At 46.4% G+C, this 12,942-nt stretch carries 14 protein-coding genes; 11 read left to right on the forward strand and 3 right to left on the reverse strand.

All coding sequences use genetic code 11. The features are described 5' to 3' along the window. Positions 1 to 50 precede the first annotated feature (50 nt). From ribH to pgpA, 4 genes are all read left to right on the forward strand, one after another. Positions 51 to 521 (forward strand): 6,7-dimethyl-8-ribityllumazine synthase, encoded by a 471-nt coding sequence (gene ribH, locus H735_RS02410; RefSeq protein ID WP_005440184.1) that lies wholly within the window; start codon positions 51 to 53, stop codon positions 519 to 521. Next, the gene (gene nusB, locus H735_RS02415; RefSeq protein ID WP_005440182.1) at positions 521 to 988 is read left to right on the forward strand and encodes a transcription antitermination factor NusB; all 468 of its coding nucleotides are present in this window, start codon (positions 521 to 523) and stop codon (positions 986 to 988) included. Before ribH ends, nusB begins: the two co-directional genes overlap by 1 nt. Before the next feature lie 78 nt (positions 989 to 1,066). Beyond that, on the forward strand, positions 1,067 to 2,032 hold the full coding sequence (gene thiL, locus H735_RS02420) for a thiamine-phosphate kinase (protein ID WP_009705623.1): 966 nt from the start codon (positions 1,067 to 1,069) through the stop codon (positions 2,030 to 2,032). A 58-nt stretch (positions 2,033 to 2,090) separates the two neighbouring features. Then, positions 2,091 to 2,594: a phosphatidylglycerophosphatase A gene (gene pgpA / locus H735_RS02425; protein ID WP_009705624.1), complete on the forward strand. Its 504-nt coding sequence runs from the start codon at positions 2,091 to 2,093 to the stop codon at positions 2,592 to 2,594. A 91-nt stretch (positions 2,595 to 2,685) separates the two neighbouring features. Here pgpA and dxs read toward each other — a convergent pair whose 3' ends face one another. The 3 genes from dxs to xseB are packed head-to-tail and all read right to left on the reverse strand — an operon-like array spanning position 2,686 to position 5,720. After that, positions 2,686 to 4,551 (reverse strand): 1-deoxy-D-xylulose-5-phosphate synthase, encoded by a 1,866-nt coding sequence (dxs, locus tag H735_RS02430; RefSeq protein WP_020196454.1) that lies wholly within the window; start codon positions 4,549 to 4,551, stop codon positions 2,686 to 2,688. Between the two features lie 20 nt (positions 4,552 to 4,571). After that, on the reverse strand, positions 4,572 to 5,456 hold the full coding sequence (ispA, locus tag H735_RS02435; RefSeq protein WP_005440174.1) for a (2E,6E)-farnesyl diphosphate synthase: 885 nt from the start codon (positions 5,454 to 5,456) through the stop codon (positions 4,572 to 4,574). Between the two features lie 21 nt (positions 5,457 to 5,477). Beyond that, entirely contained in the window at positions 5,478 to 5,720 is a 243-nt protein-coding gene (xseB, locus tag H735_RS02440) for an exodeoxyribonuclease VII small subunit (RefSeq protein WP_020196455.1), read from the reverse strand. A 265-nt stretch (positions 5,721 to 5,985) separates the two neighbouring features. Here xseB and pomA point away from each other — a divergent pair, with 265 nt between their 5' ends. The 7 genes from pomA (at position 5,986) to rlmM (ending at position 12,878) form a co-directional block, all read left to right on the forward strand. Next, a complete protein-coding gene (pomA, locus tag H735_RS02445) occupies positions 5,986 to 6,747 on the forward strand; it encodes a flagellar motor protein PomA (protein WP_020196456.1) in 762 nt (253 codons plus the stop codon). A 15-nt stretch (positions 6,748 to 6,762) separates the two neighbouring features. After that, positions 6,763 to 7,707, forward strand: a complete 945-nt coding sequence (locus H735_RS02450) for a flagellar motor protein MotB (RefSeq protein ID WP_020196457.1) — start codon at positions 6,763 to 6,765, stop codon at positions 7,705 to 7,707. A 200-nt stretch (positions 7,708 to 7,907) separates the two neighbouring features. Continuing rightward, the gene (thiI, locus tag H735_RS02455; RefSeq protein ID WP_020196458.1) at positions 7,908 to 9,356 is read left to right on the forward strand and encodes a tRNA uracil 4-sulfurtransferase ThiI; all 1,449 of its coding nucleotides are present in this window, start codon (positions 7,908 to 7,910) and stop codon (positions 9,354 to 9,356) included. A gap of 521 nt (positions 9,357 to 9,877) precedes the next feature. Further along, a complete protein-coding gene (locus H735_RS02460) occupies positions 9,878 to 10,798 on the forward strand; it encodes a transcriptional regulator GcvA (protein ID WP_009705628.1) in 921 nt (306 codons plus the stop codon). Next, positions 10,779 to 11,402 carry an alpha/beta family hydrolase gene (locus tag H735_RS02465; RefSeq protein WP_020196459.1) on the forward strand — a complete coding sequence of 208 codons (624 nt, stop codon included), beginning with the start codon at positions 10,779 to 10,781 and terminating at the stop codon, positions 11,400 to 11,402. Before H735_RS02460 ends, H735_RS02465 begins: the two co-directional genes overlap by 20 nt. Next, the gene (locus tag H735_RS02470; protein WP_020196460.1) at positions 11,392 to 11,790 is read left to right on the forward strand and encodes a DUF423 domain-containing protein; all 399 of its coding nucleotides are present in this window, start codon (positions 11,392 to 11,394) and stop codon (positions 11,788 to 11,790) included. The genes H735_RS02465 and H735_RS02470 overlap by 11 nt, the downstream gene beginning before the upstream one ends. Continuing rightward, positions 11,787 to 12,878, forward strand: coding sequence for a 23S rRNA (cytidine(2498)-2'-O)-methyltransferase RlmM (gene rlmM, locus H735_RS02475; protein ID WP_020196461.1), 1,092 nt, complete (start codon positions 11,787 to 11,789; stop codon positions 12,876 to 12,878). Before H735_RS02470 ends, rlmM begins: the two co-directional genes overlap by 4 nt. Positions 12,879 to 12,942 lie beyond the last annotated feature (64 nt).

The raw sequence follows: 12,942 nt of genomic DNA on the forward strand, positions 1-12,942 counted from the left end.
TCTCACTTGATGAACAATTTTCACTTATAAATAGAGTTAAAGGAAAGCTTATGAAAGTGATCGAGGGTGGCTTCCCAGCGCCAAATGCAAAAATTGCTATCGTTATTTCTCGCTTCAACAGTTTTATTAACGAAAGCCTACTTTCTGGTGCGATCGATACACTAAAGCGTCACGGACAAGTAAGCGAAGACAACATCACTGTTGTTCGTTGTCCAGGTGCCGTAGAACTACCTCTAGTAGCTCAACGTGTTGCTAAAACTGGTAAGTACGATGCTATCGTATCTCTAGGTACAGTAATCCGTGGCGGTACTCCACACTTTGATTATGTTTGTAGTGAATGTAACAAGGGTCTTGCACAAGTTTCTCTGGAATACAGCCTTCCAGTAGCATTTGGCGTATTGACTGTTGATACTATCGATCAAGCGATTGAACGCGCAGGAACCAAGGCTGGTAATAAAGGTGCAGAGGCTGCACTAAGCGCACTTGAAATGATTAATGTACTATCTGAAATTGATTCCTAATGGGGGCCAGTGTGAAACCAGCCGCACGTCGTAACGCACGTCAATTCGCGCTACAAGCGATCTATTCATGGCAAATTACTAAAGACAATGTTGCCACGATCGAAGAACAGTTTTTGTCTGGCGACAAATACGATGAAGAAGAACTTCACGCATCTGAGCCTGCACTAGCTGCTCCAGAAACAGACGTAGCTTACTTCCGTGAACTACTAAGCGGTGTTGTACTTAGCCACTCTGAGCTAGATAGCAAAATCCGTCCATACGTGTCTCGTCCAATGCAGGATCTAGACATGATGGAGCTTGCTCTTCTTCGCCTTGCTATGTACGAGATGACTCGTCGCGAAGATGTTCCTTACAAAGTGGTAATCAACGAAGCGATTGAACTTGCTAAAGTATTCGCGGCAGAAGACAGCCACAAATTTGTGAATGGTGTGCTAGATAAAGCGGCGCCACACGTACGTAAGAAATAACGATTTCTTCATTAAAAAGGTCAGCACATGCTGACCTTTTTTGTATCAAAAACTTTTACATCAAAAAGTCAGTGAACAATGTCTGGTGAATTCAGTTTAATCGATAAGTATTTTGTTGGGCGTCAAAGCCAGCGGAAAGACGTGCACCTCGCTGCGGGTGACGATTGTGCGTTAGTAAAGGCGCCTGCGAATGTGCAGATAGCTATTAGTACCGATACGCTGGTGGCGGGGACTCATTTTCTCGCGGAGGCGAATCCTGCTTGGGTCGCTCACAAAGCACTTGCCTCTAATATCAGTGATTTAGCGGCAATGGGAGCAACGCCGGCTTGGGTCAGTTTTGCATTGACGATGCCAGAGCCTGACGAAGCATGGTTAGCGCCTTTCTGTGATGCGTTTTTTGACCTAGCTGATTACTTCGGGATTCAGTTAATCGGCGGTGACACGACAAAGGGGCCATTAAGTCTAACTTTGACGGTGCAAGGTTTTGTTCCAGAGGGTAAAGCATTGACTCGCTCAGGGGCAAAAGTCGGAGATTGGGTTTATGTGACGGGTAACCTTGGTGATGCGAAAGCGGGGCTCGATGTTGTGCTCGATAACACATTACGCACTCGAGTTGCTGCGCCAGAGTTAGAGAAAGCACATTATCTCAGTACGCCTCGAGTTTTGGCAGGGCAAGCATTGGTTGGGCTCGCTTCGTCGGCGATTGATATCTCTGATGGTTTGATATCTGATATTAAGCACATTCTTAAGCGCTCTGAGGTTGGAGTCAGTTTGGATGTTTCCCAACTGCCAATATCTTCAGAATTGGTTCAGTTTTTAGATGATAAGGTGAGCGCGCAGCAGTATGCTTTATCCAGTGGTGAAGAATACGAACTGTGCTTTACCGTGCCAGAGCAAAACCATGGCTCACTACAAAGTGCTTTGTCGCACACTGGGTGTAAAGTAACGTGCATTGGCCAGATACGACCAAAAGGTACGTTTGAGCTGCATGATAACAATCAACCTCTTGATTGGGATCTCAGTGGCTTTGACCACTTCAAATGATCTGAGCTAGGCTCTAGCCTAAGATTGAAACCAAACTCGCAGTATAGGTTTAAAGGAAATGACCAACCCTCTCTCTCTGATTTCATTAAAGAACCCGTGGCACTTATTAGCGACAGGTTTTGGTAGCGGCTTATCGCCTGTTGTTCCCGGCACGATGGGGACGCTTGCGGCGGTTCCATTGTTCTTGTTGCTTGCTCAATTGCCTTTCCCTGCTTATGTGGTTGTTGTGCTTGTCTCTTGTTTGGTTGGCATTAAAATTTGTCAGGTGACATCCGATGATATGGGTGTGCACGACCATGGTTCGATCGTGTGGGATGAATTTGCAGGTTTTTGGATCACCATGAGTTTAGTACCTGCATTGAATATTCCGCTAACAGAGTGGAAATGGTTACTCACCGGTTTCATCTTGTTCCGCTTCTTTGACATGGTAAAACCGTGGCCAATCGGTTGGTTAGACAAACGTGTTCATGGCGGCTTAGGTATCATGATTGATGATATCGTGGCAGGCATTATGGCGGGCATCGCGCTGTTCTTAGTGGCGAAATACGCAGGTTGGATGTAACACTTATCTTTAAAGATCTAAAAGTGACAGATAAACAAAAGGGATGCCACGGCATCCCTTTTCTGTGTTTACTTCGTTGTGTTAGGTTCGCTTACTTGGCTAAGTAATCGTTGATCGACTTCTCGATGCCTTTTGCATCTAAGCCAAGCTCTTCATGTAGCTCGTCTTGTGTCCCTTGAGGAACGAAGCGATCTGGCAAGCCAAGGTTGAGTACTGGCTTGATGATCTTATCTTTCATCATAAACTCAATCACACCCGCGCCAGCACCACCTGCAATCGCGTTTTCTTCTAGTGTAACCAGAACATCGTGCTCTGCGGCTAGTTGACGAATCAAGGCTTCATCAAGTGGCTTCACAAAGCGCATGTCTGCTACCGTTGCGTTTAGTTTTTCAGCTGCTTCTAGCGCGTTACCTAAGAAGGTACCGAAGCTAAGAATCGCCACTTTTTCACCTTTACGAACGATGCGACCTTTACCGATTTCAAGTGCAGTGAAGTCTTTTTCGATTTCTGTGCCCATACCGCTACCGCGTGGGTAACGAACGGCACTTGGACCAGTATGCTTATGGCCTGTGTACAGCATTTGACGACATTCGTTTTCGTCGCTTGGTGCCATGATCACCATGTTTGGGATACAACGCATAAAGCTTAAGTCGAACGCACCTTGGTGAGTTTGACCATCTGCACCAACTAGACCAGCACGGTCGATAGCAAACATCACTGGCAAGTCCATAATCGCAACGTCGTGGATCAGTTGATCATAACCACGCTGTAGGAAGGTTGAGTAGATCGCAACGATTGGGCTATCACCCGCAATCGCCATACCGGTAGCAAGCGTCACAGCGTGTTGCTCTGCGATGGCAACATCGAAGTATTGGCTTGGGTACTCTTTTGAGAAGCGAACCATACCAGAGCCTTCTCGCATCGCTGGCGTGATTGCCATTAGCTTAGGATCTTGCGCGGCCATATCACATAGGAAATCACCAAAGATCTTAGAGAAGGTCGGCTTACCGCCACTGCTCTTAGGTAGGCTGCTGTGTGATGGGTCAAATTTTGGTACGCCGTGGTAGCCGATCGGATCCTTCTCTGCTGGCTCATAACCTTTACCTTTCTTGGTCATGATATGCAGGAATTGAGGACCTTTTAGCTCACGCATGTTTTTCAGCGTTTTGACGAGCTCATTGACATCGTGACCGTCGATTGGGCCGATGTAGTTAAAGCCAAGCTCTTCAAACAGAGTACCTGGAACTACCATGCCTTTTAGATGCTCTTCAGTACGACGCACCAACTCTTTGATTGGTGGAACGCCAGACAGCACTTTCTTACCGCCTTCACGGATAGAAGTGTACAAGCTGCCAGAAAGCACTTTAGCAAGATGGTTGTTCAGTGCGCCGACGTTTTCTGAGATCGACATTTCGTTGTCGTTCAGAATCACTAGCATGTCCGGATGAACGTCACCAGCATGGTTCATGGCTTCAAATGCCATACCTGCTGTGATCGCACCATCACCAATCACACTGACGACTTTACGACCTTCACCTTCTTTTTGTGCACTGATGGCCATGCCAAGACCGGCACTGATAGAAGTAGAGGAGTGACCAACAGAAAGGGTGTCGTATTCGCTCTCTTCACGCCATGGGAATGGGTGAAGACCGTCTTTCTGACGGATAGTTGGCATCTGATCACGACGGCCAGTGAGAATCTTGTGTGGGTAAGCCTGATGGCCCACGTCCCAGATCAACTGGTCAACAGGGGTGTTGTAAACATAATGCAGAGCTACAGTTAGCTCTACCGTGCCTAAGCCAGACGCTAAATGTCCGCTAGACTGACTCACTGAATTTAGCAGATACGTGCGTAGTTCATCGCACAAAGTTGGCAATGTTTCTTTCGGAAGAAGACGCAACTCCTCCGGTGTATTTGCTAACGCCAGTGTTGGGTACTTTGAAATATCAAGAGTCATATAAATGCGCGCTTATAGTGTTAGTTCTTGCGCTCGATGACATATCGGGCGAATTCTTCGAGTAACTGAGTATTGTATGGGATTGCTTCCAATGCTTGAAGCGCTTCCTGTAGCAGAGTGTGAGCTTTCTCCATTGCTCCCTCTAAACCCAGCAACGATGGATAAGTGCTCTTGTTCAACTCTTGGTCTGAACCTTGAGGCTTACCCAGTGTTTCAGTGTCACTGATGATATCAAGAATATCGTCTTGAACCTGAAACGCCAGACCGATCGCTTTTGAATAACGTTCTAAGTGTGGCAAAACTTCTAGGCCTTTTTCACCTGCGGCTAAAGCACCTAATTTTACCGCACAGTTAATCAGTGCTCCGGTTTTATTGCGATGAATTTCTTCCAAATCTGCGAGAGAAACACGACGATTTTCTGCACCTAAATCCAGCGCTTGTCCAAGACACATGCCGCTCGCACCAGACGCCTGCGCCAGTGCCTGTACCATTTTTATACGCTGGCTTTCAGCGTTCGGATTCAGTTCACCTTCTGCAAGGATAGTAAAGGCAAGAGTTTGGAGTGCGTCGCCGGTGAGAATCGCTGTCGCTTCATCAAATTTGATGTGGCAAGTAGGTTGTCCACGGCGCAGTTCATCATCATCCATCGCAGGCAGGTCATCATGGATAAGAGAGTAGGCGTGAATACACTCAACCGCAGAAGCGGGAGTGTCGAGATCTTCTGGCTTACAACCCAGCATTTGACCTGTGATGTAAACAAGAAATGGACGAACACGTTTTCCGCCTAGCAACAGGCCGTATTTCATCGCTTGAATCAGCGGCTGTTCTTGATGAGGAAGTTGCTCCAGCCACAGGTTTAATTGTTGGTTATTTCTTTGTTGATAAGACGTCAATGTCTCTTGCATCACATTGCTCACTACTGATTATTATTCTGACTCAGGGTTGAAGTCACTCAGTGGTGCTTCATCATCTTCGCTAAGAAGAATGCTTACGCGCTGTTCGGCGTCGCTCAGTTTAGTTTGACCAGCACGAGCCAGTGCAATGCCACGTTCAAATTTACGTAGAGCATCATCTAGGGCAATATCGCCATTCTCTAGTTGATCAACCAAGCTATCTAGCTCTTCAATGGTCGCTTCGAAGGTCATGTTTTCTGGTTTCTTGACCGCCATCTTTTATCTGCCTTAATCAAGCCTCTAATAGAATGCACGCAAGTTACCTTAGCCTACTAAGTTGGTCAAATTTAACCTTACATAATTGTCACAAAATTAGCGCTCAACGGGTCTGATAAGACAATCTCGATCATTTAGTTCGAGCCTAAACGATCATTTTGTGATGTATTGACCAAGATTTTTCTAAAAAAACTGTTCTAGTTGTCGATACAAGTAATAATTCGCCTGACTAGGCAATATTTGAGTATAGCGAGAGGAGTGCTTTGTGGATTTAGCAACCCTAATAGGTTTGATTGGTGGTTTTGCATTCGTCATCATGGCGATGGTGCTAGGTGGCAGCATCGGCATGTTCATCGACGTCACCTCAATCCTAATCGTCGTTGGTGGTTCAACGTTTGTAGTATTGATGAAGTTCACCATAGGGCAGTTCTTCGGCGCAACCAAAATTGCGGGCAAAGCATTCATGTTTAAAGCGGACGAGCCGGAAGACTTGATCGCGAAGATTGTAGAAATGGCAGACGCAGCACGTAAAGGCGGCTTCCTTGCTTTAGAAGAGATGGAAATCAACAACAGCTTTATGCAAAAAGGCATCGACTTGTTGGTGGATGGCCATGATGCAGACGTGGTGCGTGCCGCGCTACAAAAAGACATCGCGTTAACTGACGAGCGTCACACTCAAGGTACTGGTGTATTTCGCGCATTTGGCGATGTAGCGCCAGCGATGGGTATGATTGGTACGTTAGTCGGTCTGGTTGCCATGCTTTCGAATATGGATGACCCAAAAGCGATCGGTCCTGCGATGGCGGTTGCCTTGTTGACCACGCTTTACGGTGCGGTGCTTTCTAACATGCTGTTTTTCCCGATTGCGGACAAATTGTCACTGCGTCGTGATCAAGAAACGTTAAACCGTCGTTTGATCATGGACGGAGTGCTTGCCATTCAAGATGGTCAAAACCCGCGAGTTATCGATAGTTACCTGAAGAACTACCTCAACGAGGGCAAACGTGCCCTTGAGATTGACGACTAATCTGGAGGTCATCTGATGGATGAAGATAATAAATGTGATTGTCCGCCACCCGGCCTCCCCCAGTGGATGGGGACATTCGCTGACTTGATGTCATTGCTGATGTGTTTCTTCGTGCTGTTGCTTTCGTTTTCGGAAATGGACGTACTGAAGTTCAAACAGATCGCGGGGTCGATGAAGTTTGCTTTCGGTGTTCAGAATCAACTTGAGGTGAAGGACATTCCAAAAGGCACCAGCATCATTGCCCAAGAGTTTAGACCGGGTCGTCCGGAACCAACGCCAATTGATGTCATCATGCAACAAACCATGGACATCACCCAGCAGACGTTAGAATTTCACGAGGGAGAATCTGACCGAGCGGGTGGCACCAAGCGCGACCAAGGCAAGTTAACGGGTGGTCAATCACCAGAAACGTCAACGCAAAACAACCAATCGGCGGAATCAGACATGCAACAGCAGCAGTCTGAGCAAACCTCGCAAGAGATGGACACCTTGATGGAAAGTATCAAGAAAGCGTTGGAACGTGAGATTGAACAAGGGGCCATAGAAGTTGAAAACCTTGGTCAGCAGATAGTAATCCGAATGCGTGAGAAAGGCGCTTTCCCAGAGGGTTCTGCGTTCTTACAACCGAAGTTTAGACCGTTAGTGCGTCAAATCGCGGAATTGGTCAAAGACGTACCGGGTATTGTTCGAGTATCAGGTCATACGGATAACCAACCGCTGGATTCTGAACTGTACCGCTCTAATTGGGATCTGTCGTCGCAGCGTGCGGTGTCGGTTGCTCAAGAAATGGAGAAGGTTAGGGGATTCTCGCATCAACGCTTACGCGTGCGTGGCATGGCGGATACTGAGCCATTGGCCCCAAATGATTCGGATGCAAACCGAGCGCTAAACCGCCGCGTTGAAATCAGCATCATGCAAGGCGAGCCACTCTACAGTGATGAAGTGCCAGTAATTCAATAACCGAACATTTGTTCTTATACTAAAAGCGAGCGTTGGCTCGCTTTTTTTGTCTTTCCATTTCGCTTGGGTGTATAATCTTGCGCCTTTAAAAGTGAGCTCATTGAGCTGGGTGTGAACAACTCATGATGTTGTTGCGTATGAACACCTAGTGCGGAGTTTTCACTCATTGTTGATTGCGAACCTAACCTGCGAACTAGACTATGAAATTTATTGTAAAGCCCCATCCAGAAATTTTTGTAAAAAGTGAATCTGTGCGTAAGCGCTTCACAAAGATTTTAGAGTGCAACATTCGTAACATCGTTAAGAGCCGTACGGAATCTGTCGCGGTATTCAACCGTCGTGATCACATTGAAGTGACCTCTGAGAGTGACGAGTTTCACGCTGAAGTCTTAGAAATCCTGACGCACACGCCAGGTATTCACCACATTCTTGAAGTAAAACAAACCGAATTCAAAGACTTGCACGACATCTTCGAGCAAGTGTTGGAGCTAAGCGGTTCACTGATCGAAGGTAAAACTTTCGTTGTGCGCGCTAAGCGTCGCGGTAAGCACGATTTTACTTCTATTGAACTAGAGCGTTACGTAGGTGGCGGTCTTAACCAAGCGGTAGAAAGCGCTCGAGTTAAGCTAAGCAAGCCAGACGTAACGATCAACGTTGAAGTGACTAACGACAAGCTAAACCAAGTGTTGGCGCGTCATAAAGGTCTAGGTGGTTTCCCACTAGGTACACAAGAAGACGTACTAAGCCTGATCTCAGGTGGTTTCGACTCTGGTGTTTCAAGCTACCTGCACATCAAACGTGGTTCAAAAGTACATTACTGTTTCTTTAACCTAGGTGGTCCAGCACACGAGATCGGCGTTAAGCAGGTTTCTCACTACCTATGGAATAAATACGGTTCTTCAGCAAAAGTACGTTTCATCTCAGTTGATTTCGAACCAGTAGTGGCAGAAATTCTAGAGAAAGTTGATGACGGCCAAATGGGCGTGATTCTGAAGCGTATGTTCATGCGTGCAGCAGGCATGATCGCTCAGAAGATGAAGATCGAAGCATTGGTGACTGGTGAAGCGCTAGGTCAGGTATCAAGCCAGACACTAACGAACCTACGCCACATCGACAACGTGACAGACACGCTGATTCTTCGTCCGCTAATCAACTGGGACAAAGAAGACATCATCAACCTAGCGCGTGAAATCGGCACTGAAGACTTTGCGAAGACAATGCCAGAATACTGTGGTGTTATCTCTAAAAAGCCAACTGTGAAAGCGGTGAAAGGCAAGCTAGAAGCAGAAGAACAGAAATTCGACTTCAGCATCCTTGAGCAAGTGGTTCAAGAAGCTCGCATGATGGACATCCGTGACATCGCAAAAGAATCTGAGCAAGCGGCACCAGAAGTTGAGCAAGTACAAGCAGTAGAAGGCGATGCAATTGTATTGGATATTCGTAGCCCTGAAGAGGAAGACGATAGCCCACTAGAAATCGATGGCGTTGATGTGAAACACATTCCATTCTACAAACTGGGTACTCAGTTTGGCGATCTAGACCAAGCTAAGACATACCTACTGTACTGTGAACGTGGTGTGATGAGCCGTCTGCAAGCGCTTTACTTGCAAGAACAAGGCTTCAACAACGTGAAGGTTTACCGCCCATAATCGTGTTGTAAAACAGACAGTCACAAAAGCGCAAATTGAGAAATCAGTTTGCGCTTTTTTCGTTCTAGCACACGCAAAATTATTCTTTGTGAAGTGATAAGATTGACCTCAATCGCATCCTTCGGAATTTGTATTGATATAACGATAATTAATCCGAAATGAGAACGCAAAAGTGATGCTGATGCCATTTTCTGAAGGAAGAAGAAGGTGAGATTTTTTAGATAAAAAAACACCGCCTAATAAGGCGGTGCAAGAAATTTGACAGACAGGTCAAAATAAATACAGGAAGTATCTGTTTTGTCACAGGGAGTGTGGACAAAACATATGGTAGAAATCTACCTAACTCGAAATACGAGTTTGCAAACACAACATCGCAACAACGAAGCCAATTGATTCACAAATGGAATCAAGCCGTTCAGGCTCGTGTTGCGGGATGAAATATAGAATTTATCTGGCTGTTCGGCAACGGACATTTTATAATGTTTCAGATAAAAAAAACTAATCCTACTTGAGGTCCCATAATGTCTCGCAGATTGCCTCCGTTGAATTCGCTTCGCGTTTTTGAAGCGGCTGCTCGTCATCTCAGTTTTACCCGTGCTGCTGAAGAGCTATTCGTTACCCAAGCGGCAGTAAGTCACCAAATAAAAGCGTTAGAAGAGTTCTTATCTTTGAAGCTTTTCCGTCGCCGAAATCGCTCTCTCTTGCTTACCGAAGAAGGGCAAAGTTACTTCCTAGACATTAAAGATATCTTCACTTCGATTGCAGAAGCGACCGATAAGGTATTGGAACGTAGTGAAAAAGGTGCATTGACCATCAGTTTGCCACCAAGCTTTGCTATTCAGTGGTTGGTTCCGCGCTTGGCTGATTTTAACGCGCAAGAACCGGACATTGATGTACGTATTAAAGCGGTAGATATGGACGAAGGTTCACTGACCGATGATGTCGATGTTGCTATCTATTATGGTCGCGGTAATTGGCCTGGTTTGCGTGCCGATAAACTCTACCAAGAGTTTTTGATCCCACTTTGTTCACCTTCGTTACTTTTAGGTAACAAACCATTAGAATCTCTAAGTGACCTTAAATTGCATACCTTGTTACATGATACCTCTCGTAAAGATTGGAAGCAGTTTGCTCGTCAGCACAATATTGAAGGTATCAATGTAAATCATGGTCCTATTTTCAGCCACTCGACTATGGTGCTTCAAGCGGCTGCGCACGGACAAGGTGTCGCACTTGGAAACAACGTATTAGCCAAACCTGAAATGGAAGCGGGACGCTTAATTGCGCCATTTGATGAGGTGTTGGTGTCGAAGAATGCCTTCTATGTAGTGTGTCACGAACAGCAAGCGGACATGGGACGTATCGCAACGTTTAGGGACTGGATGCTGGCCACTGCAAGAAAAGAACAAGAGGAAGTATTGGATGAGCCATTGGATAGCTGAGGGACCTGAAAACGGACCGCTATTTATTTTCGCTCACGGCGCTGGTGCGGGTATGGAACACGATTTCATGTCTGCCGTTGCCAAAGGATTAGTTGAGCAGGGCATACGCGTGGTGCGTTTTAATTTTCCTTACATGGTTAAGCGAGCGGAAGATGGCAAGAAGCGTCCGCCCGATCGTGCGCCAAAGCTTCTGGAAGCTTATGAAGAAGTGATCACTCACTTTACTTCTCAACCTATTGTTATTGGTGGCAAATCGATGGGGGGGCGCATGTCGAGTTTGCTTGCCGGTAATGAGCTGGTGGCGGGTATTGCCTGTTTAGGTTTTCCTTTTCACCCTCCGGGCAAACCAGAGAAATACAAAGGCGAGCATCTGGCCAACATTGAAAAGCCAACCTTAATTCTACAAGGTGAGCGCGATACATTCGGCAAGCGCGAAGAGTTCGATGGCTTTGCGTTGTCAGAGCAAGTGAAAGTGCGCTTTTTGCCCGATGGTGACCACAGCTTTAAGCCTCGTAAGAGCTCTGGTTACACAGAAGCAGGCAACATTGCCTCGACGGTAGAGCAGTTAGTGGCATTTATTAAAGAGGTGTACCGTGAAAAGTAAGTGGTTACTCTCGTTTACTGGTCTTTCTGGCTTAACTTCGGTGGCGTTAGGTGCATTTGCAGCACACGGTTTGAAAGCGAAGTTATCGCCTTATTTATTGGGTGTGTTTGAAACCGGCGTTTTGTACCAATTCATCCATACTTTAGCTATCGCATTGTGTGCCATCTTACTGCTGTTGAATTTGGGAAAAAAAGCACAAAAGTATTTTTTCATCGCCGCGATTTGCTTTATCATCGGCATCTTTTGTTTTAGCGGCAGTCTTTACGCGCTGGCGCTGACGGGCATTAAGTGGTTTGGACCCATCACTCCTATGGGAGGATTTTTGTTCATGATCGGTTGGTGTCTGTTCTTTTTTGCTGCGTTTAATATCAAAGAGGTCTCCAAGTGAAACAACTAATGCTCTATTGCCGTTCTGGCTTTGAGAAAGAGTGTGCTGGTGAAATTCAGGACAAAGCGACACAGTTGGAAGTGTATGGCTTCCCTCGTGTGAAGAAAAACTCAGGTTATGTTGTCTTCGAGTGTTACCAAGATGGAGACGCAGACAAGCTTGCTAAAGGTTTGGACTTTAGCGCCCTGATTTTTGCACGTCAGATGTTTGCTGTGGCGGCTGAGTTTGAAGCGCTACCAAGCGACGACCGCATCAGCCCAATTCTTGCTGAACTGTCAGAAATCGAAGAATTCCCACGTTGTGGCGATCTGCGCATTGAAACCCCAGACACGAACGAAGCAAAAGAGCTATTGAAGTTCTGCCGTAAGTTCACGGTACCAATGCGTCAAGCGATGCGTGGTAAAGGTCTGATGTGGAACAAAGACAACGCGAAGAAGCCTGTACTGCATATTTGCTTTGTGGCTCCGGGTCATTGTTACGTCGGTTACTCATACCCAGGCAACAACTCGCAGTTCTTTATGGGTATTCCTCGCCTTAAGTTCCCAGCAGACGCGCCAAGCCGTTCAACGTTGAAACTAGAAGAAGCATTCCACGTCTTCATTCCTCGTGAAGAGTGGGATGAGCGTTTGGCGCCAGGTATGTGGGGTGTTGACTTAGGTGCATGTCCGGGTGGTTGGACTTACCAACTAGTAAAACGTTCGATGTTTGTTCACTGTGTGGACAACGGCATGATGGCGGATAGCCTTATGGAAACGGGTCAAATCAAGCACCACATGGTGGATGGCTTTAAATTTGAACCAGACCGTAAGAACGTTACTTGGATTGTGTGTGACATGGTTGAGAAGCCAGCACGCGTTGCGCACCTTATGGGCCAATGGCTGCTAAAGGGTTGGGCGAAAGAAGCGATCTTCAACCTTAAGCTTCCAATGAAAGGTCGTTACGACGAAGTGCTGCAAGATCTTGAAAACCTAAAAATGTTCCTGATTGAGAACAAGGTGAAATTCAAGCTGCAAGCTAAGCACTTGTACCATGACCGCGAAGAGATCACGATTCACATTCAGTGTCTGTCTAACATCTCTCCGCACTAATCTAAGCATTGATATGCGATAGAGTAGAAGCAAAAAAGCGCCTGTAATAGGCGCTTTTTTAGTG

The organism is Vibrio owensii CAIM 1854 = LMG 25443 (assembly GCF_000817815.1).
GTDB classification, from domain to species: domain Bacteria; phylum Pseudomonadota; class Gammaproteobacteria; order Enterobacterales; family Vibrionaceae; genus Vibrio; species Vibrio owensii.